The following is a 24,388-nucleotide window of genomic DNA, read 5'->3' on the forward strand; positions in this document are numbered from 1 at the left end:
GCGGGAGGTGGGAGGGCGCGGCGCCGGCCGGCGCCGACTGACGTCGGCCGGCGTCGGCGCCGGCGGGCACGACGGCGCGCGGCCGTCCGCGCCGCCGAGGTCAGCGTCGGAAGTGGTTGACCAGCGTGCCGAGGCCCTCGACCTCGGCCTCGAAGCGGTCGCCGTCCGAGACGGTGCCGACGCCGGCAGGCGTGCCGGTGAGGATGACGTCGCCGGGCAGCAGGGTGAAGGCCTGCGAGATCTGGGAGATGAGCTCGGGCACGCCGAAGATCATCTCGGAGGTCCGGCCCCGCTGGACGACCTCGCCGTTCAGCCGGCCGGTGATCTCCAGGTCCTCGACGTCGAGGTCGGTCTCCACCCAGGGGCCGAGCGGCGTCGAGCCGTCGAAGCCCTTGGCGCGGGCCCACTGGCCGTCGGTGCGCTGGGCGTCGCGGGCGGTGATGTCGTTGGCGACGGTGTAGCCGAAGATCACCTCGTCGACGCGCTCGAGCGGCACGTCCTTGCAGATCCGGCCGATGACGACGGCCAGCTCGGCCTCATAGCTGACCTCCTCGGAGAAGGAGGGCAGGGTGATCGGCTCGTTCGGTCCGGACACGGCGGTGTTGGGCACCAGGAACAGCAGCGGCGAGACCGGCGGCTCTCCCCCCATCTCGGCGACGTGGTCGGCGTAGTTGCGGCCGACTCCGACCACCTTGCTGCGGGGGATGATCGGGGCGACGAGCCGGACGTCGTCGATGGAATGGGTGGTTCCGGTCTGCTGGACGGATCCGTAGAACGGATCGCCGGTCAGCTCGGTGATGGTCTCCTCGCCGGGATCGCCGGTGACGATGCCGTAGGCGGGCTCAGCCTCAGTGACGAAACGTGCAATGCGCATGCCCGCCAGTCTACTCACCGCACCCCCGGGCGCGCCGCCGCGGCGGAGCGCCCGGGGGGCGGCCGGACCTGTCCGGCGGCTCAGGCCAGTCGGTGCATCCAGCCGTGGCGGTCCGCCACCGCGCCGGTCTGGATGCCCAGCAGCTCCTCGCGGATGCTCGCGGTGATCTCACCGGTGCCCGGCGAGGCGATGATCGTCTCGCCGTCGACGAGCTCGCCGATCGGGGTGATGACGGCCGCAGTTCCGCAGGCGAAGGCCTCGATGATCGTGCCGTCCTCGATCCCGCGGGCCCACTCGTCGAGGGTGACGCGCCGCTCCTCGACCGCCAGGCCGCGATCCTGCGCCAGCTGGATGACCGAGTCGCGGGTCACACCCTCGAGGATCGTGCCGGTCAGCTGCGGAGTGATCAGCCGGTCGTCGGAGGTGACCAGGAAGACGTTCATGCCGCCGAGCTCCTCGACGGCGTTCTCGTGCAGCGGGTCCAGGAAGAGCACCTGGTCGCAGCCGTGCTCGGCGGCCTGGGCCTGCGCCGCCAGCGAGCCGGCGTAGTTGCCCCCGGTCTTCGCCGCGCCGGTCCCGCCGGGAGCCGACCGGGTGAAGTCCCGGGAGACCCAGATGCGCACCGGCTTGAGCTCGCCGCCGAAGTAGTTGCCCGCCGGCGAGGCGATCACCCGGTACGAGACCTCGCGCGCCGGGCGGACGCCGAGGAAGGCCTCGGTGGCGACCATGAAGGGGCGCAGGTACAGCGCCGCGCCCTCACCGTCCGGCACCCAGGCCGCGTCCACGGCGAGCAGCTGCTCCAGCGACTCGACGAAGACCTCCTCGTCCAACTGGGGCAGCGCCATCCGGCGGGCCGAGCGGTTCATCCGCGCGGCGTTGGCCCGTGGGCGGAAGGTGTGCACGCCGCCGTCGGCGTGCCGGTAGGCCTTCATACCCTCGAAGACCTCCTGGGCGTAGTGCAGCACCGAGGCGGCCGGATCCAGCGTGATCGGGCCGTAGGCCTCCACACGGGCATCGTGCCAGGAGCCGCCGTGGCCGTCGTCGGTCCAGTCGATGACCGCCGTGTGGTCGCTGAAGTGCACGCCGAAGCCCGGATCGGCCAGGATCTCGCGACGCCGATCCTGCGGGACGGGGTGCGGGTTCTCAGTGACGTCGAACTGCATTCAGGACTGCCTTCCACTCGGCGGGTGCATCGGGCCCATACTCTACCGCCGCACGCGCCCGCTCTCGACCGGTCAGCCGGCGAGCACGCGCTGGAGCAGCGCCTCGCCGCGGGCTGCGGTGGTCAGCGCCCTGGAGGCCTCCGGATCGCGGGCCCACTCGGCGATCTGCGCGTCGACGGCGGCCTGGATGCGGGCGGCCGACCCCTCGTGGCCGAGATGCTGCAGCATCAGCGCCGCCGAGAGGACCGCCGCCGTGGGGTCGGCGATCTGTGTGCCGGCGATGTCCGGGGCCGAGCCGTGGACCGGCTCGAACATCGACGGCGCAGTGCCCTCGGCGTTGATCGACCCCGAGGCGGCCAGTCCGATGCCGCCGCTGATGGCGCCGGCGAGGTCGGTGAGGATGTCGCCGAACAGGTTGTCGGTGACGATCACGTCGAAGCGCGCCGGGTCCTGGACCATGTGGATGGTCGCGGCGTCGACGTGCATGTACTCCCAGCTCACGTCCGGGTGCCCGACGGCGGCCTCCTCCACGGCCCGGCGCCAGAGGTCGCCGGCGCGGGTGAGCACGTTGTGCTTGTGCACCAGGGTCAGCTTCCCGCGGCGCGAGGCCGCGCGGGCGAAGGCGTCGGCGACGACGCGCCGGACCCCGTGGGCGGTGTTCAGCGAGACTTCGGTGGCGATCTCCTGGGCGGTGCCGCGGCGGATGGTGCCGCCGTTGCCCACATAGGGGCCCTCGGTGCCCTCGCGGACGACCACGAAGTCGATCTGCGGGCCCGACTGCTCGCCGACGCCGCGCAGCGGCGAAGTCACCCCCGGGTACGAGCGCGAGGGGCGCAGGTTGATCGCGTGGTCCAGGCTGAAGCGCAGCTTCAGCAGCAGCTCCCGCTCGATCAGCCCCGAGGGGACGCGGTCATCCTGCGGGTCGGCGCCGACGGCTCCGAAGAGGATCGCATCATGCCTGCGAAGCCTCTCGAGCGTGTCATCCTCGAGCGTCTCGCCGCTCTCCAGCCAGTGGGCGGCGCCCAGCGGGTACTCGGTGCAGCGCAGCTCGACGCCCTCGGAATCCAGCACCGTCTCCAGCACGCGCCGTGCTTCCGTGATGACCTCCGGTCCGATCCCGTCCCCGGGAATGACCGCGATGTCCAGAGTCGTCCGCGCAAAGATGTCAGCCATGTCGCCCACAGTAGGGCCCTGCCGTCGCGACGGCGAGAGGACGCCGACGGCTCTCACCATCTGAGACCGCGGCGGCCCGACCGTCGGGCGCCTCAGCCCTCGTGACGCGGGAAGATCGGCTGCGGCTTCTCCAGCGGGGTGCCCGGCCGCAGCTGCTCGTCGAAGGCGACGAAGCCCCGCGGCCCCTCCCCCGAGGCCGTGGTGCGGCCGGCGTCGCCGTCCGCCTCCACGCCCAGGGCGTCGAGCAGCCGGGTCGCCGACTCCGGCATCACCGGCTGGGCCAGCAGCGCGACCCGCCGGACGATCTCGGCGGTCACGTACAGCACCGTCGCCATCCGCTCCGGATCCGAGGTCTTCAGCTTCCAGGGCTGTTCGTCGGCGAAGTAGGCGTTGGCCTCGCCGAGCACGAACCAGGTCCGCTCCAGCGCACGATGGAAGTCCTGGACCTCGTAGGCCGCGCGGTTGATCTCCAGCAGCTCCTCGGCCCGGGCGAGGATCGTCCAGTCGGCCTCGGTGAGCTCGCCGGGCTCGGGCACGGCGCCGTCGCAGTTCTTCACGATCATCGACAGCGACCGCTGGGCCAGATTGCCCAGGTTGTTCGCCAGGTCCGAGTTCTTCCGCCCGACGACGGCCTCGTGGGAGTACGAGCCGTCCTGGCCGAAGGGGAACTCGCGCAGCAGGAAGAAGCGCACCGCGTCCAGGCCGTACTCCTCGACCCACTCGCGCGGGGCGACGACGTTGCCCACCGACTTCGACATCTTCTCCCCGGCGTTGTGCAGGAAGCCGTGGATCATCACGCGCTTCGGCAGTGGCAGGCCCGCGCTCATCAGGAAGGCCGGCCAGAAGATGCAGTGGAACCGCGAGATGTCCTTGCCGATGATGTGCAGGTCGGCCGGCCAGTAGGCCTGATAGTCCGCCGACTCGACGTCCGGGAAGCCGGCGCCGGTCAGGTAGTTGGTCAGCGCGTCGACCCACACGTACATCACGTGGTTCTTCGACGTCTCCGCCGCGGTGAGGTCCTCGGGCACCGGCACGCCCCAGTCGAAGGTGGTCCGCGAGATCGACAGGTCCTCCAGGCCGGACTCGACGAAGCGGATGACCTCGTTGAAGCGGCTGGCCGGCGCGGCGAACTCCGGGTGGTCCCGATAGAGCGCCAGCAGCTTCTCCTGATAGGCGGAGAGCCGGAAGAAGTAGCTCTCCTCCTCGGTCCAGGTGACTTCGGTGCCGGTCTCGGAGGCCCGGCGGACGCCGTCGTCGCCGATCTCGGTCTCGTCCTCGGCGAAGTAGCGCTCGTCGCGCACCGAGTACCAGCCGGCGTAGTCGGCCAGGTAGATGTCGCCGTTCTCCACCATGCGCCGCCAGATGGCCTGGGAGGCCTCGTAATGGTCGGAGTCGGTGGTGCGGATGAACCGGTCGTAGGAGACGTCGAGGACCTCGTCGTCGACCTCGCGGATGGCCTGCGCATTGCGCGCGGCCAACTCCAGCGGGGTGATCCCCTCGGCCTCCGCGGTCTGCTGGACCTTCTGGCCGTGCTCGTCGGTGCCGGTCAGGAACCGCACGTCGTAGCCGTCCAGCCGCTTGAACCGGGCCATCACGTCGGCGGAGATGTACTCGTAGGCGTGGCCGATGTGCGGCTCACCGTTGGGATAGGTGATCGCCGTGGTCAGGTAGTAGGGGGAACGCTGCACAGAAGTCACATCGAGAATCTACCGCACCGGCGTCGCCCGCGCCGAGCCGGTGACGTCGCCGCGGCCGCAGACACGACGACGCCGGCCGCCGATCCCTGCGGGGTCCGGCGGCCGGCGTCGTGCGGCGGGGCGGTTGGGTCAGGATCGGTCCGGCTCGGACCGGCTCAGCCACGCTCCTCGAGGTCGACCTCGGCGGCCAGCGCCGCGCCGACCTCGTCGGCGATCTCGTCCAGCACGCCGGCCGGCAGCGCGGCGTCGACGGCCAGCACCGCCAGCGCCCGCTCCTCCTTGGTGCTCTGCGAGACCTGCATTCCGCCGATGTTCAGCCCGTGCTGGCCGAGGATCCGTCCCAGCGCGCCGACGACGCCGGGGCGGTCGGCGTACTCGAAGATCACCAGGTGCTCGGTCAGCGGGATCTCCAGGTCGTAGCCGTTGATCCCGATGATCTTCTCGACCTGCTTCGGCCCGGTCAGCGTGCCGCGGACCTCGAACTGCGCCCCGGAGGAGGTCGCTCCGCGCACGGTGAGCGCGTTGCGATAGTCCTCGACGTCGGGCGTGGTGGTCAGCCGAGTCGCGATCCCACGCTGCTCGGCGAGCACCGGAGCGTTGACGTAGGAGACCTGCTCGGAGACGACGTCGGTGAACAGGCCCTTCAGAGCGGCCAGCTGCAACGCGTCGACGTTGAGCTCGGCGATCTCGCCGGCGGCCTCGGTCTCCACATCGGTGAAGGCGTCGGAGCCGACGGCGGTGAGCACCCGGCCGAGCTTCTCGATCAGCGGGATGCCGGGGCGGACGAGCTCATCGATCGCGCCGCCGGCGACGTTGACCGCGTCGGGCACCAGCTCGCCGGCCAGAGCCAGGCGCACCGATTTCGCGACCGAGACGCCGGCCTTCTCCTGGGCCTCGGCGGTGGAGGCGCCCAGATGCGGGGTGACCACGACGTTCTCCCGGGAGAAGAACGGCAGGTGGGTGGACGGCTCGGAGGCGAAGACGTCGATCGCCGCCCCGCCGATGCTGCCGGCCTGCAGGGCCTGCTCCAGGGCGTCCTCGTCGACCAGGCCGCCGCGGGCGACGTTGACGACGTAGGCCGAGTCCTTCATCCGGTCGAAGGCCGTCGCGCCCAGCATCCCGAGCGTCTCCGGGGTCTTGGGCATGTGGATGGTGACCACGTCCGCCCGTTCATAGAGCTCCTCGAGGCTGAGCAGCTGCGCGCCGATCTGGTGCGCGCGGGCGGAGGTGACATAGGGGTCGTAGGCGACGATCTCCATGCCGAAGGCCTTCATGCGCTCGGCGACCAGCCCGCCGATGCGGCCCAGGCCGATGACCCCGAGGACCTTGTCCTGCAGCTCCAGGCCGGCGTACTTCGAGCGCTTCCACTCCCCCGCCTTCAGCGCCGCCGTCGCCGGCGGGATGTTCCGCGCCAGCCCCAGGATGTGGGCGCAGGTCAGCTCGGCGGCGGAGACGATGTTCGACGTCGGCGCGTTGACCACCATCACGCCGGCCTCGGTGGCGGCCTTGATGTCGACGTTGTCCAGACCGACGCCGGCGCGGGCGACGACCTTCAGCCGGGGCGCGTGGGAGAGGACCTCGGCGTCGACGGTGGTGGCCGAGCGGACCATGAGGGCATGGGCGTCGGCGAGGTCGGCGGCGAGCCGGTCACGGTCGGTGCCGTCCGACTGGCGGATCTCGAAGTCGGGCCCGAGGGCATCGACGGTGGCGGGCGAGAGTTCCTCGGCGAGGACGACGACGGGGCGGTTGCTGCTCACAGTGTCCTTCTTCTCGGTGGTGGGTGGATCGAGTCCGATCGACGGTGCGGAGCTCAGCGAGGCGGGGCCGGGCCGCGGACGACCCGACCCCGCTCACTCTACTGCCTCCTGCGTGCCGCTCGACGACGGGTCAGCGGGAGGCGGTGCCCTCGGTGTAGTCGTCGTCCTCCGGAATCCAGGAGAACAGCTTGCGCAGCTGGCGACCGGTGGACTCGATCGGGTGAGACTCGTTCTTCCGCCGCAGCTCGGCGAACTCCGGCGCGCCGGCGCGCTGGTCGTCCATGAACCGCTTGGCGAAGCTGCCGTCCTGGATCTCGGCCAGCACCGTCTTCATGTTCTCCTTGACCTCCGGGGAGATCACCCGGGGACCGGAGACGTAGTCGCCGAACTCCGCGGTGTCGGAGATGGACCAGCGCTGCTTGGTCAGTCCGCCCTCGACCATCAGGTCGACGATGAGCTTCAGCTCGTGGAGCACCTCGAAGTAGGCGATCTCCGGCTGGTAGCCGGCCTCGGTCAGCGTCTCGAAGCCGTACTGGACCAGCTGCGAGGCGCCGCCGCAGAGCACCGCCTGCTCGCCGAAGAGGTCCGACTCGGTCTCTTCGGTGAAGGTGGTCTCGATGACGCCGGCGCGGGTGCCGCCGATGCCCTTGGCGTAGGCCAGGGCGACGTCCTTGGCCTTCCCGGACGGGTTCTGCTCGACGGCGATCAGCGCCGGCACGCCGCGGCCGGCCTCGTACTCGCGGCGCACCACGTGGCCCGGCCCCTTCGGGGCGACCATGGCGACGTCGACGTCGGCGGCCGGCTGGATGTAGCCGAAACGGATGTTGAAGCCGTGGGAGAACAGCAGCACGTCGCCGGCCGTCAGGTGCGGGGCGATCTCGGCGGCGTAGACGTCGGCCTGGTGCTGGTCCGGGACCAGCAGCATCACGACGTCGGCCTCCGCGGCCGCCTCGGCCACAGGCGCGACGGTCAGGCCCTGCTCCTCGGCCTTGGCCTTCGAGGAGGAGCCCTCCTTGAGGCCGACGCGGACGTCGACGCCGGAGTCGCGCAGCGACAGCGCGTGGGCGTGACCCTGGGAGCCGTATCCGATCACGGCCACCTTCCGGTCGGACAGCACGGCGAGGTCGGCGTCGTCGTCGTAGTACAGGTCAGTCACTTCGAGGTCTCCTTGCGGATCGGGTGTGGGAGGGGGTCGTGCGGGTAGGACGGGCGGGGACGCGCCGGGGTCCGCAGCGGGTGCTCGCGGACTCCGGCCGCCCCGTCACGGCTTCAGCGCCCGGTCGGTCATGGACTTCGCGCCTCGGCTGATCGCGAGCGTCCCGGACCGGACGATCTCGCGGATGCCGTAGGGCTCGAGCACGTCCAGCAGGGCGTTGAGCTTGTCGGGCGCCCCGGTGGCCTCGACGGTGAGCGAGTCGACCGAGACGTCGACGATCTTGGCGCGGAACAGGTCCACCGCCTGGGTCACCTGCAGCCGGGTCGGCGAATCGGCCCTGACCTTGATCAGCAGGTGATCGCGCTGCACCGAGGTCTCCGGCGCCAGCTCGATGATCTTGATGACGTTGATGAGCTTGTTCAGCTGCTTGGTGATCTGCTCCAGCAGCACCTCGTCGGCGCGGACGACCACGGTGATCCGGGAGAGACCGGCGATCTCCGAGGGCCCGACGGCCAGCGAGTCGATGTTGAAGGCGCGTCGGGAGAACAGCCCGGAGACTTTGGAGAGCACTCCGGGCACGTCCTCGACGAGCACGGACAGGGTGCGGCGTTCGGCCGTCTCGACGTTCATGGTCACTCCTCCTCGTCCCAGTCCGGGGTCAGGTCGCGGGCGACCTGGATGTCGCTGTTGGACACCCCGGCCGGCACCATGGGCCAGACCATGGAGTCGCGGCTGACCCGGAAGTCGACGACGACGGGCCGGTCGGTGATGGCCATGGCCTCGGCGATCGTCGCGTCCAGGTCCTCCTCGCGCTCGCAGCGCAGCCCCGCGCAGCCGTAGGCCTCGGCGAGCTTCACGAAGTCCGGGATCGGCACGACCTGGTCGCCGTGGCGGTCCATGGCCGTGTTCAGGTCGGTGTTGGAATAGCGCGACTCGTAGAACAGCGTCTGCCACTGCCGCACCATGCCCAGCGAGGAGTTGTTGATCACCGCCACCTTGATCGGGATGCCGTTGATCGCGCAGGTGGCCAGCTCCTGGTTGGTCATCTGGAAGCAGCCGTCGCCGTCGATCGCCCAGACCACGCGGTCCGGCTGGCCGACCTGCGCCCCCATCGCGGCGGGCACCGAGTAGCCCATGGTGCCCAGTCCGCCGGAGTTCAGCCACTGCCGGGGCCGTTCGAAGCCGATGAACTGCGAAGCCCACATCTGGTGCTGGCCGACGCCGGCGACGTAGACCGCCTCCGGTCCGGCGGCCTCGCCGATGCGCCGGATGACCTGCTGCGGAGCGGTCATGCCGTCCTCCGGCTCGGTCCAGCCCAGCGGGTAGGTGGTGCGCATCCGATCCAGCTGGCGCCACCAGCTCTCCAGCTCCGGACGACCCTCCCGCTCGAAGACCTCGGCCACCGCCGCGGTCAGCTCCGGGACGATCTCCTTCAGCGACCCGACGATCGGCACGTCGGCCAGCCGGTTCTTCGAGATCTCGGCCGGGTCGACGTCGGCGTGGATGACCTTCGCGTCCGGGGCGAAGGAGTCCAGCGCCCCGGTGACGCGGTCGTCGAAGCGGGCGCCGAGCGTGATCAGCAGGTCCGCCCGCTGCAGCGCGGCGACGGCGGCCACGGTGCCGTGCATGCCCGGCATCCCCAGGTTCTGCTCGTGCGAGTCCGGGAAGGCGCCGCGGGCCATCAGCGTCGTCGCCACCGGAGCGCCGGCGGCCTCGGCCAGCGCGCGGAACTCCTCGGAGGCCTCGGCCTTGACGATGCCCCCGCCGAGGTAGAAGACCGGACGGCGGGCCTGCTGGATGAGCTTGGCGGCCTCGCGGACCTGCTTGGCGTGCCCGCGGGTGACCGGCCGATAGCCCGTCAGTCCGATCTCGGGCGGCCAGGAGAAGGTCGTCCTCGCCGCCTGGGCCGACTTGGTGATGTCCACCAGCACCGGCCCCGGCCTCCCCGAGGAGGCCAGGTGGAAGGCCTCGGCCATCACCTGCGGGATGGTGTCGGCGTCGGTGACCAGGAAGGAATGCTTGGTGATCGGCGCGGAGATGCCGACGATGTCGGCCTCCTGAAAGGCGTCGGTGCCGATCACCGAGGCGTTGACCTGCCCGGTGATCGCGACCATCGGCACCGAGTCCATATGCGCGTCGGCCAGCGCGGTGACCAGGTTCGTCGCACCGGGTCCGGAGGTGGCCAGGCAGACGCCGACCTGCCCGGTGACCATCGCGTAGCCCTGCGCGGCATGGCCGGCGCCCTGCTCGTGGCGGACCAGCACATGATTGATCGTCGACGAGTCCATCAGCGGGTCGTAGGTGGGCAGGATCGCGCCGCCCGGGAGGCCGAACACATCGGTCACCCCGAGCGCCTCGAGGCTGCGGATGATGGACTCCGAGCCGGTCACCTCCACCGGGTCCACGGGCAGGCCCGGGCCGTAGAGGCGGTGATCGGCGGTCGTGGTGTGGCTGGTCCGGCTCCGCTCGGGGCTCGACGCCGGCGGAGCCGCTGGGCTCGTCGCAGCTGTTCTGCTCATCAGTGTGTTCCTGTATCCGGTCGGCAGGGGCTGCGCCCCCGGATGGATGCTGGCAAATGACCCCGGAGATGAGAAGACCCCGGCGAGGAAGCGTCCCTGCGGGGGCTCTCTCTGCCGGGGTTCAGCGTCATGCGTCAGCTCGAGTGCGACCGTCCGCCCGCTCGACGCCGAGCAGGGTTCCGGCCGCCCTGAGGAACGTGGATCGTCACGCTTCCCCCGGCGGGAGGACGGGAGCTACTCGTAGCATCTGGCGCATGCCCCCAATGCTTCCCCGGCGTGGTGGACGAGTCAACAGACGAGTCGACCGTCTCACCATCTGGACTGCCCGTCGGACGCCCCCTCGAGGGCGCACCTCCCGGGCGCCGAGCCCCGGGCCTCCGCCCGGGACGCGGGCGGTCAGCCGCAGTAGGCGCCCTCGGCCGCCGAACGGACCAGCTTGGCGTACTTGCCCAGCACGCCCGTGGTCGTCGTCGGGTCCAGGGGCTCCCAGCCCTCGGCGCGTCGGGAGAGGTCCTCTTCGTCGACCAGAAGATCGATGGTACGCCCGGCGATGTCCACCCGGATCCGGTCCCCGTCGACGATATGGGCGATGGGCCCGCCGTCCACCGCCTCCGGGGCGATGTGGCCGATGCACAGCCCGGTGGTGCCGCCGGAGAAGCGGCCGTCGGTGATCAGCAGCACGTCCTTGCCCAGGCCCGCCCCCTTGATCGCGCCGGTGATGGCCAGCATCTCGCGCATGCCGGGGCCGCCCTTGGGGCCCTCGTAGCGGATGACGACGACGTCGCCCGCGGTGATGGTGCCGGCGGCCAGCGCGTCCAGCGCGGCCTGCTCCCGCTCGAAGACCCGCGCAGTGCCGTCGAAGACCTCGGCGTCGAAGCCTGCGGACTTCACCACGGCGCCCTCCGGGGCCAGCGAACCGCGCAGCACGGCGATGCCGCCGTTGTGGTGCATCGGGTCCTGCAGCGAGCGGATGATCGAGCCGTCGAGGTCCGGCGGGTCGATCTCCGCGAGGTTCTCGGCCACCGTGCGGCCGGTGACGGTCAGCGCGTCGCCGTGCAGCAGCCCGGCGTCGAGCAGCGCGCGCATGACCACCGGCACGCCGCCGACGCGGTCGACGTCGGCCATCACGTACTGGCCGAAGGGCTTGAGGTCGCCGAGATGAGGGATCCGATCGCCGATCCGGTTGAAGTCCTCCAGCGCCAGGTCGACTCCGGCCTCGCGGGCGATGGCCAGCAGGTGCAGCACCGCATTGGTGGAGCCGCCGAAGGCCATGGTGACCGCGATGGCGTTCTCGAAGGCCTGCTTGGTGAGGATGTCACGAGTGGTGATCCCCTGTCGGAGCAGCTCGACGACGGCCTCGCCGGCCCGGTGGGCGAAGACGTCGCGACGGCGGTCGGCCGACGGCGGCGCGGCCGAGCCGGGCAGCGAGAGGCCGAGGGCCTCGCCGATGGCGGCCATCGTGTTGGCGGTGTACATGCCTCCGCAGGCCCCTTCGCCGGGGCAGATGGCGCGCTCGATGACTCCGAGGTCCTCTTCGCTGATGGTTCCGCGGGCGCAGGCGCCGACCCCCTCGAAGGCGTCGATGAGGGTGACCTCCTTCTCGCTGCCGTCGGAGAACCGCGCGGTGCCCGGCATGATCGAGCCGGCGTAGAGGAAGACGCTGGAGAGGTCCAGGCGCGCGGCGGCCATCATCATCCCGGGCAGCGACTTGTCGCAGCCGGCCAGCAGGATGGAGCCGTCCAGCCGCTCGGCCTCCATGACCGTCTCCACGGAGTCGGCGATCACCTCGCGGGAGACCAGCGAGTAGTGCATCCCCTCATGCCCCATGGAGATCCCGTCGGAGACCGAGATGGTGCCGAACTCCAGCGGATAGCCGCCGCCGGCGTGCACGCCCTCCTTGGAGGCGCGGGCCAGTCGGTCCAGCGAGAGGTTGCACGGCGTGATCTCGTTCCACGAGCTGGCGATGCCGATCTGCGCCTTGCCGAAGTCCTGGTCGCCCATTCCGACGGCGCGGAGCATGCCGCGCGACGGTGCGCTGGTGTAGCCGTCGGTGACCTGCCAGCTGCGCGGCTTCTCCGGGATGCTCGGCCCGGTGACCGGCGCGGGCGGGGTGTGGGGCGCCTCCTCGGCGGCGCTCCGTGCTGGATCCTCTGGGGTGCTGTGTGCCATGCTGCGATTCTATGCCCAGGTCGGGGCGGTACGACCACAGCCCCGCCGCCGTCTCAGCATGCAGGACGCTCCGGAAGAGCGTCACAGCACAGCGCTGCGAGACGACGACGGGGCTGCGCCTCCCCTCGACGGCGGCGCCCCGCTCCGAGGAGCGACCGGGAGCGACCTGGGGCCCCGCCGCATCCGGCGCGCCGCACCACCAGCGCCCCGGCATCCGTCGGCCGGCCGGGCCGGCCACGACTCCCCACCCTGTGAGGTGCATCGCTTTATCGTGACACTACCCGGTGGAGGGATCGTTCACAAGAGCACGAACGATAGGTGTCGGCGGTCTGTGGTGGTGCGGGCCTCCGATTGACGACCGGGCCGGACCTTCCGAAGGTCGCGGCCGGGCGGACATCGTGCCGCCGGGCCACCGGGCCGCCCGGCCGCCCGGCCGCCGGACATGCCCCGCCGAGGCATCCCGCTACAGTGGAGGCCATGGCCCGAGCCGATCCCCGCATCGATCCGCCGCACGGCCGGCCGGCCGATCCGCACGATGCGCCCCGACGCCCTGCCGTGGGCGGCGCCGTCGTCGATGCGCAGACGCGCTGCGCGCACTATGCCGACGCGCTGGACGTGGTGGCGATCCGCTTCCGCTGCTGCGACCGGTGGTACCCCTGCCTGCACTGCCACGCCGAGGCCGAGGAGCACGCGCCCCTCCCCTGGCCCCGCGCCGAGCACGACGCGTCGGCGCTGCTCTGCGGAGTCTGCGGCGTGCGGCTGACGATCCGCGCCTATCTCGAGGCCGACGCTGACCGACCGGCCTGCCCCTCCTGCGGCGCGCGGTTCAATCCCGGGTGCCGGAGGCACCACCCGGTGTACTTCGAGACCTGAGCCTCTCTCCCGCCGGCGGAGGGCTCAGCCCATCTGGTCGACGACGGTCTCGGCGACCTCGCGCATGCTCAGCCGGCGGTCCATGGAGGTCTTCTGGATCCAGCGGAAGGCCTCGGGCTCGCTGAGCCCCATCTTGGTCGTCAGCAGCGACTTCGCCCGGTCGACCAGCTTGCGGGTCTCGAACTTGTCGTTGAGCGAGGCGACCTCCTGCTCCAGGGCGCGGATCTCGTCGAAGCGCGCGACGGCGACCTCGATGGCCGGGATGAGGTCGTTCTCGGTGAAGGGCTTGACCACATAGGCCATCGCCCCGGCCTCGCGGGCGCTCTCGACGAGATCCCGCTGGGAGAAGGCGGTGAGCATGACCACCGGAGCGATCTGCTCCTCGGCGATCGTCGTCGCGGCGGTGATGCCGTCCATGACCGGCATCTTCACATCCATGACCACCAGATCCGGGTCGTGCTCGCGGGCCAGCTCGACGGCCTGCTCGCCGTCGTCGGCCTGCGCGACGACCTCGTACCCCGCTCCGCTGAGGATCTCGACGATGTCCAGGCGGATGAGCGTCTCGTCCTCGGCGACGAGGACGCGGCGCGTCGGGGCCTCGGCGTCGGACGCTGCGTCGGATGCGGCCTCGGCGGATGCGGAGTTCTGCTCTTCGGTCACCGTTCTCCTTCGGATGGGGACTCATCTGCTGGTGCGGGGCCGCCCATGCCGCCGATCCCGGCGGCGCGGCCGAATTGTCGCCCCCAGCGTATCGCCCGGTATGCTGATCGGGCACCTCGAGTCCGTCGGTTCCCACCAGCACGACCAGTGACGACGTCTCCGCCTCCGGCGGATGACGACGACCTGGACTCGAGCGGCCACCAGCCCGAATGGCGGAATCGGTAGACGCGCCGCACTCAAAATGCGGTACCACTGGTGTGCGGGTTCGAGTCCCGCTTCGGGCACCGGAATCACGCGGATCGACGGTCAGACGTCGGCGAGGGCGGCATCCCGACGACGAACCGGCCCCGGTCGCCGCGCGGGGTCACGTCAGCGCGTGGTGGGACGTCGTTTCACCTCGCGGGTCACCGCCTCCACGACGTCCATCCAGTCGTTCCGGCCTCGGTACCTGCCCAGCAGATACCAGCCGGCCCGGTGGTGTTCATACCCCTCGATCCAGAGGCACAGCTGCCCCAGGATCTCCGGCACGTGGTCCTCGTGGATGTAGCCGCAGTAGGCCCAGTCATTGAGGATCGGCACGAGTTCGCTGGGCCGCAGCGTCTCGCCTGAACCAGGGGTGTAGTCGAGCTGCTGCGAGATCTCGTGCCGTTCCGCCTCATAGTCCGACATGACAATCCCCCGTCACCGTGCGCCGCGCGCCCCGAGCGTGGCCCCCGGACGTCATCGTCCGGGACGTCCGAGCGTACCGGCATCATCGGTGCAGAGTCAGGGATTCTCGACCGCGCCGGGACCAGAAGATCCCGGGGACTTCGTGGACGGGACTGCTCAGGAGTCGGCCTCACGCGCCTGTCGTGCCGACGTGACATCGTCGACGATGACGACGATGTGGCGCAGACTGGTGAGCAGCGACCCGTAGATCGGCCACAGGTCAGCGTCCAGATGCCCGTCCTCTGCCATCTCAGTGGACAGTGACGTCAGCGCGTCGTGCAGCGGCTCCACTTCGGCATCGGGGTCGGCGATCGCCCGGCCCGCCTGGTCGACGATCCCGACCCATCGGTCTCGGAAACGGGCATCCCAGGCTTCTTCGAAGCCTGCGGCCTCGCGCAGGGTGCGGATCAGGCTGCGCAGGTGTGAGACACCTTCGTCGGCTCGGTCCAGGATCTCTTCGGAGCTGGCACGGTCAGCAGCCGAGTTCGACCGGCGGCGCCTCCTGACCCCCAGGAGGCCCCCCTGTCTGCGCGGGTTCATGCGCCGGGACTCCCGGGCGAAGCGCACGATCGCCCAGGCTGATCGCAGCTCGTCGCGGATGGAGTCCGACTCGGCGAACCAGGCGTCGGCGCGCTCGATGCCCCAGGAGTCCGACAGGTCGTCGGCCATGCTGATCAGCACTCCGCCGATCCGTCGGTTGATGCTGTCGATGTACCTGCCGGCCTGCCGGTCACGCAGAGGCGGAAGCACGAGCAGATTGACCACGATCCCTGTACCCACCCCGACACCGACCTGCAGAATGCGCTCGTCGAGCAGCGGGGCCTGCTCGTCGAACCCGCTGCTCAGGACGAAGATCGCCGTCGTCGCGATCGCCACGCCTTCCTCGCGGATCCACGAGAGGCGGGAGGCGGCGAGTCCGACGACGAGTGCCAGGGCGAAGGTCCAGAGGTGGACGCCGAGGTAGTACCCGATCACGAAGGAGAGAGCGACGCCGATGGTGGAGGCCGCCGTCGTCTGCACCCCGCGGGACAACGAGCGGTGCACCGTGGCGTGCACGGTGAGCAGGGCGGTCCACGGGGCCAGGAACGGCATCGACGACCCCAGGACGGTCAACGAGATCCACCAGGCCGCCGTCCCGGCGACTGTGGCTTTGACGATCTGCAGCACGTCGGTGAGGAACTCCCGACGGCGGACCACGTCCTTGGCCCAGTTCGCCGCTCGCCGCCTGCGCGATGACGGCCCGGGCGCGGAGTCTGTTCGTGGATTGGTCACGCGGTGAGCATAGGGACCGTGTCGCGCGAAGTCGAGAGCCGGCCCCGGGCAGCACCGCCGCCGGAGCGAGGGCCCGGACAGGACGACGCCCCGCGCCCTGTCGAGGGCGCGGGGCGTCGTAGGACGGCGAACCGGGGCGGATCAGCCGATCAGAGCGCGCTGGACGCGCTCTTCGCCGGCCAGGGGCCGACCGGCTCCTTGTTCGGCGGTGCGATGTCGCCGCGCTGCAGAGTGGCCAGGTCCGCGCTGTCGGGGATGTCGCCGATGCGGTGGACCTTGACCATGTTGGTGGTGCCGGCCTGACCGGGAGGCGAGCCGGCGGCGATGACCACGAGGTCGTCGGGCTTCGCGATGCCCTCCTCCAGCAGGAGCTTGTCCACCTGAGCGGTCATCTTGTCGGTGTGCGAGGCGAACTCCACCCAGCGGGGCTGCACGCCCCACGACAGGCACAGGATGTTGTGCGTGTGCTCGACATGGGTGAAGGCGAAGATCGGCTGGACCGGGCGGAGCCGGGAGAGCCGCCGCGCCGAGTCGCCCGACCGGGTGAAGGTGGCCAGGTAGTCGATGTCCAGCTGCTCGGCCATCTCCGCGGCCGCGCGGGTGATCGCCCCGCCCCGGGTCCGCGGCAGCGTGCCCAGCGGGGGGATGCGGCTCAGCCCCTTGCGCTCGGTGGCGGAGATGATGCTGGACATCGTCTCCACCGTGCGCACCGGGTACTGTCCGACCGACGTCTCGCCGGAGAGCATGACCGCGTCGGCGCCGTCGAGCACCGCATTGGCGCAGTCGGAGGCCTCCGCACGGGTCGGCCGCGGGTTGTCGACCATCGACTCGAGCACCTGAGTGGCCACGATGACCGGCTTCGCCCAGCGGCGGGCCAGCTCGATGGCGCGCTTCTGCACCAGCGGGACCTCCTCCAGCGGGAGCTCCACGCCCAGGTCGCCGCGGGCGACCATGATCGCGTCGAAGGCGTCGACGACGTCCTGCAGCGCGTCGACCGCCTGGGGCTTCTCCACCTTGGCGATGACGGGCACGCGGCGGCCCTCCTCGTCCATGATGCGGTGGACCGCCTCGATGTCGGAGGCGTCACGGACGAAGGACAGCGCGATCATGTCGAAGCCGGTGCGCAGCGCCCAGCGCAGGTCGTCCTCGTCCTTCTCGCTCAGCGCGGGGACGGAGACGGCGACGCCGGGCAGGTTGATGCCCTTGTTGTTGGACACCGGACCGGCCACCGTCACCTCGGTGATCACCTCGGTCTCGGTCACCTCGACGGCGCGCAGCGAGACCTTGCCGTCGTCGATGAGCAGCGTGTCGCCGGGCTCCACATCGCCGGGCAGGCCCTTGAACGTGGTCGAGCAGCGCTCCTTGGTGCCCTCGACGTCCTCGGTGGTGATGGTGAAGCGGTCGCCGACGGCGAGCTCGTGGCCGCCCTCGACGAAGCGGCCCAGACGGATCTTCGGTCCCTGCAGATCGGCGAAGAGCGCGACGGCGCGGCGCAGGTCCTTGGAGACCTCGCGGACGGTGTTGTAGGTCTGCTCGTGGACGCTGTAGTCCCCGTGGCTCATGTTCACCCGGGCCACGTCCACGCCGGCCTCGACGAGCCGACGCGTGGTCTCATATCCCTCGGTGGCCGGCCCGAAGGTCGCGACGATCTTGGCGTGTCTCATGCCTCACCCTTAGTCGTTGGCGGTCATTGCTCTGCTCGATGGCTGGCACGACACTGGGCCAGTGGAAGCATGCGTCGCTGACGTCGCTGACGTCCGACGCGTCACGCTCCGAGCCTATCTCACTTGATTCCGGCGGCGGACCGGCCCGGCGCTCAGGCCGAGAGCGAGATCCCGTGGTCGGAGGGCTTGACCGGTGCCGGCAGGCGGGACTCGCCCTCGAGGTAGGAGTCCACCTCCTTGGCGACGGCGCGCCCCTCGGCGATCGCCCAGACCACCAGCGAGGCCCCGCGGCCGGCGTCGCCGACCGAGAAGACGCCGTCGACGTCGGTCATGTAGTCCTCGCCGCGGTCCAGCGCCCCGCGCCGGTCGAAGCCGGTGCCCAGCTGCTCGGACAGCGTGTCCTGCTCCGGACCGGTGAAGCCCAGCGCCAGCAGCACCAGATCGGCCGGGATCTCGTGCTCGGTGCCGTCCATGGGCGTCCGCGAGCCGTCCTCGTTGTACTGGGTCTCGGCCACCTTCAACGCCCGCACTCGGCCTTCCTCGTCGCCGAGGAACTCCACCGTCGAGGCGAGATAGCGTCGCTCGCCGCCCTCCTCGTCGGCCGAGGTGATCTCGAAGATCTTGGGATCCACCGGCCACGGCTGGTTCTCCGGGCGCTCCTGCGGCGGCTGGGCGCCGATGGCCAGCGTCGTCACCGAGGCCGCGCCGTGGCGGTGGGCGGTGCCGATGCAGTCGGCGCCGGTGTCGCCGCCGCCGAGCACGATCACATGCTTGCCCTCGGCGTGGAGCTGGTCCTCGACCGCATCGCCGGCGGTGGCCTTGTTCGACTGGACCAGGTACTCCATGGCGAAATGCACCCCGTCCAGGCCGCGGCCCGGGATCGGCAGGTCGCGCGGGACCATGGCTCCGGTCGCGACCACGACGGCGTCGTAGCTCTCGCGCAGCGAATCCCAGGAGATGTCCTCGCCGATCGCCGTCGAGGGGTAGAAGCGGGTGCCCTCGGCCTCCATCTGCTCGATGCGGAAGTCGACGTGCTGCTTCTCCATCTTGAAGTCCGGGATGCCGTAGCGCAGCAGACCGCCGAGACGGTCGTCGCGCTCGTAGACGGCGACGGTGTGCCCGGCGCGGGTGAGCTGCTGGGCCGCGGCCATCCCGGCCGGGCCGGAGCCGACGACGGCGACGGTCTTGCCGGTCAGCCGCTGCGGCATCACCGGCTCCACCCAGCCCTGATCGATCGCCTCGTCGGCGATGGAGACCTCGGACTGCTTGATGGTGACCGCCGGCTGGTTGACTCCCCAGCACGCAGGAGGTCTCGCAGGGCGCCGGGCAGACGCGACCGGTGAACTCCGGGAAGTTGTTGGTCATGTGCAGCCGGGCGGAGGCCTCCTCCATCTGGTCCCGATGGATGAGGTCGTTCCACTCCGGGATCAGGTTCCCCAGCGGGCAGCCGGTGTGGCAGAACGGGATGCCGCAGTCCATGCAGCGGCCCGCCTGGGTCTGGACCGTGTCCTTGTCCTGGCGCTCATAGACCTCGTGGAAGTCCATGATGCGCACGGGCACGGGGCGCGAGGGCCGGTCCCGGCGCTCACGGTGCTTCAGGAATCCGCGGGGATCAGCCACGGGTCACCTCCAGAATCTTCTGCCACGTCTCGTCCCCGTCGGGGTCGAGGCCCTCGTCGAGCGCCTCGGAGCGAGCCCGCAGCACGGCGTCGTAGTTGCGCGGCATCACCTTGGTGATCCGCGAGAAGGTCGTCTCGACCTCGTCGAGCAGGTGACGGGCCAGCTCGGAGCCGGTCTCCTCGAGGTGGCGGCGCAGCAGATCCAGGATGATCTGCCGGTCCTCCTCGTCCGGCTCCTCGAGCATCAGGTCGTCGTTGGCCCGGGCCTGCGAGTTCATCAGCTTCGGGTCGAAGTCCAGCACGTAGGCGGTGCCGCCGGACATGCCGGCTCCGAAGTTGCGTCCCGTGGGTCCGAGGATCAGCGCCTGGCCGCCGGTCATGTACTCGCAGCCGTGGTCGCCGATGCCCTCGACGACGGCGGTCGCCCCGGAGTTGCGCACCAGGAAGCGTTCGCCGACCTGGCCGCGCAGCAGGATCTCGCCCGAGGTCGCGCCGTAGCCGATCACGTTGCCGGCGATCACGTTGTCCTCGGCCCGCAGCGGCGCCTCGGGGTCCGGGTGGACCACCAGGCGTCCGCCCGAGAGGCCCTTGCCCACATAGTCGTTGGCGTCGCCGGAGAGCCGCAGCGTCACGCCGTGCGGAAGGAAGGCGCCCAGCGACTGCCCGGCCTCGCCGCGCAGATCGACCTCGACGGTGTCGGGGTCCAGCGTCTTCAGCCCCAGCGCCTTGGTGATCTCGTGGCCGAGCATCGTGCCCACCGAGCGGTCGGTGTTGATCACCTTCCGCTCCAGCCGCACGTGCCGTCCGTGGCGGATCGCCGGCTGGGCCTGCTCGATCAGCGCGACGTCGAAGTGCTTCTCCAGCTCGTGGTCCTGCCCGCCGGTGCGGCGCAGCATCGCCTCGGTCGCCGGGTCCTGCGCATCGTAGCCGCCGAGCACCGAATCCAGGTTCAGCCCGTCGGTCTTCCAGTGGCGCTTGGCCTGGTCGAAGTCCAGCGACTCGATGTGCCCGACGGCCTCGTCGAGGCTGCGGAAGCCGAGCTCGGCGAGGTGCTCGCGGACCTCCTGGGCGACGAACTCGAAGAAGTTCACCACGTGGTCGGCCTGGCCGGTGAAGCGCGAGCGCAGCTCGGGGTTCTGCGTCGCCACGCCGACCGGGCAGGTGTCCAGGTGGCACACGCGCATCATCACGCAGCCGGAGACCACCAGCGGGGCAGTCGCGAAGCCGTACTCCTCGGCGCCCAGCAGCGCGGCGATGACCACGTCGCGGCCGGTCTTCATCTGTCCGTCGACCTGCACGGTCACCCGCTCGCGCAGGCCGTTGAGCATCAGCGTCTGCTGCGCCTCGGCCAGACCGAGCTCCCAGGGGGCTCCGGCGTGCTTCAGCGAGTTCAGCGGCGAGGCGCCGGTTCCGCCGTCGTGCCCGGAGATGAGCACGACGTCGGCCTTGGCCTTGGTGACGCCGGCGGCCACCGTGCCCACGCCGTTGAGCGCGACCAGCTTCACGTGGACCCGGGCACCGGTGTTGGCGCGCTTGAGGTCGTAGATCAGCTGGGCGAGGTCCTCGATGGAGTAGATGTCGTGGTGCGGCGGCGGCGACACCAGCGAGACGCCGGGCGTGGAGTGCCGGGTCTCGGCCACCCACGGGTAGACCTTCTTGCCCATCAGCTGACCGCCCTCGCCGGGCTTGGCCCCCTGGGCCATCTTGATCTGCAGGTCGTCGGCGTGGGTGAGGTACTGGCTGGTCACGCCGAAGCGGCCCGAGGCGATCTGCTTGATCGCCGAGCGCCGCTCGGGGTCGGCCAGGCGCGCGGGGTGCTCGCCGCCCTCGCCGGTGTTCGACCGGCCCTTCAGCCGGTTCATCGCGATCGCCAGCGTCTCGTGGGCCTCCTGCGAGATCGAGCCGTAGCTCATCGCGCCGGTGTTGAACCGCTTCACGATCTCGCTGACCGGCTCGACCTCGGAGATCGGGATCGAGGAGCGGGTGCCCTTGAGCTTGATGAGTCCGCGCAGAGTCATCAGCGACTCGGACTGGTCGTCGATCTGGCGGGTGTACTGCTTGAAGATGTCGTAGCGGCGCCGGGCGGTGGAGTGCTGCAGCTTGAACACCGTCTGCGGGTTGAACAGGTGCGGCGGGCCCTCCCGGCGCCACTGGTACTCGCCGCCGACCTCCAGCTCGTCGCCGCGCCCGAGGTCGTTGCCGTCGGACGGGTACGCGTGGGCGTGCCGGGCCATCGTCTCGGCGGAGATGACCTCCAGCCCCGCGCCGCCCATCGGCGAGTGGGTGCCGGAGAAGTACTGGTCGACGACATGCTGGGCCAGCCCGACCGCCTCGAAGGTCTGCGCGCCGCAGTACGAGGCCACTGTCGAGATGCCCATCTTGGACATGATCTTCAGCACGCCCTTGCCCAGCGCGGTGAGCAGGTTGTGCACCGCCTGTCCCTCGTCGACGCCGGTGATGTCGCCGCGGCGGACCATGTCCTCGGCCGACTCCATGGCCAGGTAGGGGTTCACCGCCGCCGCACCGTAGCCGATCAGGCAGGCGACGTGGTGGACTTCGCGGACGTCGCCGGCCTCGACGATCAGCGAGGCCCGCGTCCGGTTCGCCGACTTCAGCAGGTGGTGGTGGATCGCCGAGAGCAGCAGCATCGACGGGATCGGAGCCCACTGGGCGTTGGAGTCCCGGTCGGAGATGACGATGTAGCTCACCCCGCGGTTGACCGCCGCCGAGACGTTCTCGCAGAGGTCGCGGATGCGCTGGCGGAAGTCCTCCTCGGTGTTGCCCACCCGGTAGAGCCCGCGCACCTTCATCGCGATCTTCCGGCCGTCGTCGTCGCGGATGTTGGCGATCTTGGCCAGCTGGTCGTTGTCGATGACCGGGAAGTCCAGCGCCACCTGCTTGGTGGTCACGTGCTCGGTGCTCAGCAGGTTGCCGTTGGGGCCGATGTGGTGGCCCAGCGAGGTGACCAGCTCCTCGCGGATGGCGTCCAGCGGCGGATTCGTGACCTGGGCGAAGCCCTGCACGAAGTAGTCGAAGAGCAGCCGCGGACGGTCGGCGAGCACCGCGATCGGCGTGTCCGTGCCCATCGCGCCCAGCGGCTCGGCGCCGTTGGACGCCATCGGGCCGACCAGGATCTTCAGCTCCTCATGCGTGTAGCCGAAGGTCTGCTGGCGGCGACGCACCGAGTCTGAGGGGTGACGGACGTGGAGCCGCTCGGGCAGGTCCTGCAGCCCGATCAGGTTCTGGTCCACCCACTCCTGCCACGGCGCGGCGGAGGCGAACTCGGACTTGACCTCCTCGTCCTCGATGATCCGCCCCTCGGCGGTGTCGAGCAGGAACATCATGCCCGGGGCCACGCGGCCCTTGCGCACGATCGAGGAGGGCTCGAGATCGACGACGCCGACCTCGGAGGACATCACGACCAGACCGTCGTCGGTGACCCAGTAGCGCGCCGGACGCAGACCGTTGCGGTCCAGCACCGCGCCGACCTGGACGCCGTCGGTGAAGGCCACCGCCGCCGGACCGTCCCAGGCCTCCATGAGCATGGAGTGGTAGCGGTAGAAGGCCCGCAGCGCCGGGTCCATGGTGTCGTGGTTCTCCCAGGCCTCCGGGACCATCATGCGCATCGCCTGCGACAGCGGCCGGCCGGAGAGCATCAGCAGCTCGGCCGCCTCGTCGAAGGAGGCGGAGTCGGAGGCGCCCGGGGTGCAGATCGGGAACAGCTGCTCCGGGTCCTCCCCCAGCAGCTCGGAGGACATCACCGACTGTCGCGCCCGCATCCAGTTGCGGTTGCCCTTGACGGTGTTGATCTCGCCGTTGTGCGCGATGTTGCGCAGCGGCTGGGCCAGCGGCCAGGAGGGGAAGGTGTTCGTCGAGAACCGCGAATGGACGATGCCCAGCGTGGTCTTGAACCGCGGATCGGAGAGGTCCGGGTAGAAGGGCTCGAGCTGAGCAGTGGTCAGCATGCCTTTGTAGGTGATCGTCTTCGACGACAGCGACGGGAAGTAGGCGCCCAGGCGGTTCTGGCTGCGCTTGCGCAGCCGCCAGGCCCGCTGATCCAGCGTCCCCTCGGCGTCGGCGGACTCGTCGAGCGCCAGGAAGAGCTGCTCGAAGACGGGCATGGCTTCACGGGCCAGCTCGCCGATCATCGAGTCGTCGATCGGCAGCTGGCGCCAGCCGAGCACGGTCAGTCCCTGCTCGCCGGCGAGCTCCTCGATGCCGACGACCATCTGCTCGCGCTCCTCGGCGGACTGCGGGAGGAAGGCGATGCCGACGGCGTAGTCCCCGGCGGCGGGCAGGTCGAAGTCCACCACGGCGCGGAGGAACTCGTCGGGGACCTGCGTGAGCAGGCCCGCGCCGTCGCCGGTGCCGACGTCGCCGCCGACCGCGCCGCGGTGCTCGAGGTTGCGCAGCGCGCGCAGCGCGTGGTCGACGATGTCGTGGCCGGGCTCGCCGCGCAGGGTGGCGACGGCGGCCATGCCGCAGTTCTCGTGCTCGTTGTCGGGAGAATAGAGCCCCGTCTGCTCAGGGCGGGTCGAGAACCGGCTGAACGGGCTCACCACCTGCCCCGGGCTCGACTGCTCCTCGGCAGTCGCGGGGACATGCATCTCCGAGGGTCCTCGGGTGGACATGACGGTGTTCCTTCCTCCGCATGCGGACGATTCATGGGAGGGGACATCATCGGCCCCTGTCACAGCTGGAGGGCGGCGCCGCCGTGATGACGGTCGGCTCGGCCCGCGGATCGCCCGGGCGCCCTCGTCTCGCGTCTCATGCAGTCTCGGGCCCGGGGTCCCGCCGGCTCCGCCGTGCAGGCGGCCGGCCGGTCCCCGGACAGGCTGTCGGTGCGTCCTGAGGCACCGGTGCTCCGGCTCCGGGCTCCGGCTCCGACGTCGCAGTCCGACGCCGCACCCGGGACGACGTGCGGTCCCGGGCGCCGGACCCGGCCCGCGGCGACGCCCCGGCGCCGGATGTGGAGCGCCGGTCGCGCCCGGCATCGATGGTGCGGCTGTCCGGGCACGACGGTGTCGCCTGGGTCTCAGGTGATCAGATTCATCTTGTGCGTCACAGGACGCAGAAGCAAATCA

At 70.6% G+C, this 24,388-nt stretch carries 15 protein-coding genes, 1 tRNA gene and 1 pseudogene; 2 read left to right on the forward strand and 15 right to left on the reverse strand.

The genetic code is table 11. The annotated features are described in order from the left end of the window. Positions 1 to 100 precede the first annotated feature (100 nt). From GU5_RS0109635 to ilvD, 9 genes are all read right to left on the reverse strand, one after another. A complete protein-coding gene (locus GU5_RS0109635; RefSeq protein ID WP_010525372.1) occupies positions 101 to 874 on the reverse strand; it encodes a fumarylacetoacetate hydrolase family protein in 774 nt (257 codons plus the stop codon). 80 nt (positions 875 to 954) lie between these two features. Further along, a complete protein-coding gene (locus GU5_RS0109640) occupies positions 955 to 2,037 on the reverse strand; it encodes a branched-chain amino acid aminotransferase (protein WP_010525373.1) in 1,083 nt (360 codons plus the stop codon). 72 nt (positions 2,038 to 2,109) lie between these two features. Next, entirely contained in the window at positions 2,110 to 3,210 is a 1,101-nt protein-coding gene (locus tag GU5_RS0109645) for a 3-isopropylmalate dehydrogenase (protein WP_029514180.1), read from the reverse strand. Between the two features lie 92 nt (positions 3,211 to 3,302). Further along, complete coding sequence (gene metG / locus GU5_RS0109650; RefSeq protein WP_029514181.1) at positions 3,303 to 4,907, reverse strand: methionine--tRNA ligase; 1,605 nt, start codon at positions 4,905 to 4,907, stop codon at positions 3,303 to 3,305. Between the two features lie 155 nt (positions 4,908 to 5,062). After that, positions 5,063 to 6,664 carry a phosphoglycerate dehydrogenase gene (serA, locus tag GU5_RS0109655; protein ID WP_010525376.1) on the reverse strand — a complete coding sequence of 534 codons (1,602 nt, stop codon included), beginning with the start codon at positions 6,662 to 6,664 and terminating at the stop codon, positions 5,063 to 5,065. A gap of 130 nt (positions 6,665 to 6,794) precedes the next feature. Then, positions 6,795 to 7,820 carry a ketol-acid reductoisomerase gene (ilvC, locus tag GU5_RS0109660; protein ID WP_010525377.1) on the reverse strand — a complete coding sequence of 342 codons (1,026 nt, stop codon included), beginning with the start codon at positions 7,818 to 7,820 and terminating at the stop codon, positions 6,795 to 6,797. 105 nt (positions 7,821 to 7,925) lie between these two features. After that, positions 7,926 to 8,450, reverse strand: coding sequence for an acetolactate synthase small subunit (ilvN, locus tag GU5_RS0109665; protein ID WP_010525378.1), 525 nt, complete (start codon positions 8,448 to 8,450; stop codon positions 7,926 to 7,928). A gap of 2 nt (positions 8,451 to 8,452) precedes the next feature. Further along, positions 8,453 to 10,339, reverse strand: a complete 1,887-nt coding sequence (locus GU5_RS0109670; RefSeq protein WP_029514182.1) for an acetolactate synthase large subunit — start codon at positions 10,337 to 10,339, stop codon at positions 8,453 to 8,455. Between the two features lie 396 nt (positions 10,340 to 10,735). Beyond that, the gene (gene ilvD, locus GU5_RS0109675) at positions 10,736 to 12,508 is read right to left on the reverse strand and encodes a dihydroxy-acid dehydratase (RefSeq protein ID WP_010525380.1); all 1,773 of its coding nucleotides are present in this window, start codon (positions 12,506 to 12,508) and stop codon (positions 10,736 to 10,738) included. A gap of 477 nt (positions 12,509 to 12,985) precedes the next feature. On the opposite strand from ilvD, the gene GU5_RS15120 reads away from it, so the two are divergent. Then, complete coding sequence (locus tag GU5_RS15120; protein WP_010525381.1) at positions 12,986 to 13,381, forward strand: CHY zinc finger protein; 396 nt, start codon at positions 12,986 to 12,988, stop codon at positions 13,379 to 13,381. 24 nt (positions 13,382 to 13,405) lie between these two features. On the opposite strand, the gene GU5_RS0109685 is transcribed toward GU5_RS15120, so the two are convergent. Beyond that, positions 13,406 to 14,041 carry an ANTAR domain-containing response regulator gene (locus GU5_RS0109685; RefSeq protein WP_010525382.1) on the reverse strand — a complete coding sequence of 212 codons (636 nt, stop codon included), beginning with the start codon at positions 14,039 to 14,041 and terminating at the stop codon, positions 13,406 to 13,408. Between the two features lie 203 nt (positions 14,042 to 14,244). On the opposite strand from GU5_RS0109685, the gene GU5_RS0109690 reads away from it, so the two are divergent. Further along, positions 14,245 to 14,325: transfer RNA gene (locus GU5_RS0109690), tRNA-Leu, on the forward strand. 85 nt (positions 14,326 to 14,410) lie between these two features. Here the strand turns inward: GU5_RS0109690 and GU5_RS0109695 are convergent. From GU5_RS0109695 to gltB, 5 genes and pseudogenes are all read right to left on the reverse strand, one after another. Continuing rightward, positions 14,411 to 14,710: a hypothetical protein gene (locus GU5_RS0109695; protein ID WP_010525383.1), complete on the reverse strand. Its 300-nt coding sequence runs from the start codon at positions 14,708 to 14,710 to the stop codon at positions 14,411 to 14,413. A gap of 156 nt (positions 14,711 to 14,866) precedes the next feature. Beyond that, positions 14,867 to 16,021, reverse strand: a complete 1,155-nt coding sequence (locus tag GU5_RS0109700) for an aromatic acid exporter family protein (protein WP_237704710.1) — start codon at positions 16,019 to 16,021, stop codon at positions 14,867 to 14,869. A gap of 149 nt (positions 16,022 to 16,170) precedes the next feature. After that, positions 16,171 to 17,685, reverse strand: a complete 1,515-nt coding sequence (gene pyk, locus GU5_RS0109705; protein ID WP_010525385.1) for a pyruvate kinase — start codon at positions 17,683 to 17,685, stop codon at positions 16,171 to 16,173. 152 nt (positions 17,686 to 17,837) lie between these two features. After that, positions 17,838 to 19,305, reverse strand: a pseudogene (locus GU5_RS16005) (glutamate synthase subunit beta). Next, positions 19,298 to 23,911: a glutamate synthase large subunit gene (gene gltB, locus GU5_RS0109715; protein WP_010525388.1), complete on the reverse strand. Its 4,614-nt coding sequence runs from the start codon at positions 23,909 to 23,911 to the stop codon at positions 19,298 to 19,300. The pseudogene GU5_RS16005 and the gene gltB overlap by 8 nt, the downstream one beginning before the upstream one ends. Positions 23,912 to 24,388: the final 477 nt, after the last annotated feature.

Origin of the sequence: Nesterenkonia sp. F, assembly GCF_000220985.1 — a bacterium.
GTDB lineage: Bacteria > Actinomycetota > Actinomycetes > Actinomycetales > Micrococcaceae > Nesterenkonia.

What these genes read in the sequence shown, in the direction of transcription:
- GU5_RS0109635 (WP_010525372.1), bottom strand. Translation starts at nt 874, where the DNA reads ATGCGCATTGCACGTTTCGTCACTGAGGCTGAGCCCGCCTACGGCATC.
- ilvD (WP_010525380.1), bottom strand. Translation starts at nt 12,508, where the DNA reads ATGGCACACAGCACCCCAGAGGATCCAGCACGGAGCGCCGCCGAGGAG.
- GU5_RS15120 (WP_010525381.1), top strand. Translation starts at nt 12,986, where the DNA reads ATGGCCCGAGCCGATCCCCGCATCGATCCGCCGCACGGCCGGCCGGCC.
- GU5_RS0109670 (WP_029514182.1), bottom strand. Translation starts at nt 10,339, where the DNA reads ATGAGCAGAACAGCTGCGACGAGCCCAGCGGCTCCGCCGGCGTCGAGC.
- ilvN (WP_010525378.1), bottom strand. Translation starts at nt 8,450, where the DNA reads ATGAACGTCGAGACGGCCGAACGCCGCACCCTGTCCGTGCTCGTCGAG.
- pyk (WP_010525385.1), bottom strand. Translation starts at nt 17,685, where the DNA reads ATGAGACACGCCAAGATCGTCGCGACCTTCGGGCCGGCCACCGAGGGA.
- gltB (WP_010525388.1), bottom strand. Translation starts at nt 23,911, where the DNA reads ATGCATGTCCCCGCGACTGCCGAGGAGCAGTCGAGCCCGGGGCAGGTG.
- GU5_RS0109640 (WP_010525373.1), bottom strand. Translation starts at nt 2,037, where the DNA reads ATGCAGTTCGACGTCACTGAGAACCCGCACCCCGTCCCGCAGGATCGG.
- GU5_RS0109645 (WP_029514180.1), bottom strand. Translation starts at nt 3,210, where the DNA reads ATGGCTGACATCTTTGCGCGGACGACTCTGGACATCGCGGTCATTCCC.
- GU5_RS0109695 (WP_010525383.1), bottom strand. Translation starts at nt 14,710, where the DNA reads ATGTCGGACTATGAGGCGGAACGGCACGAGATCTCGCAGCAGCTCGAC.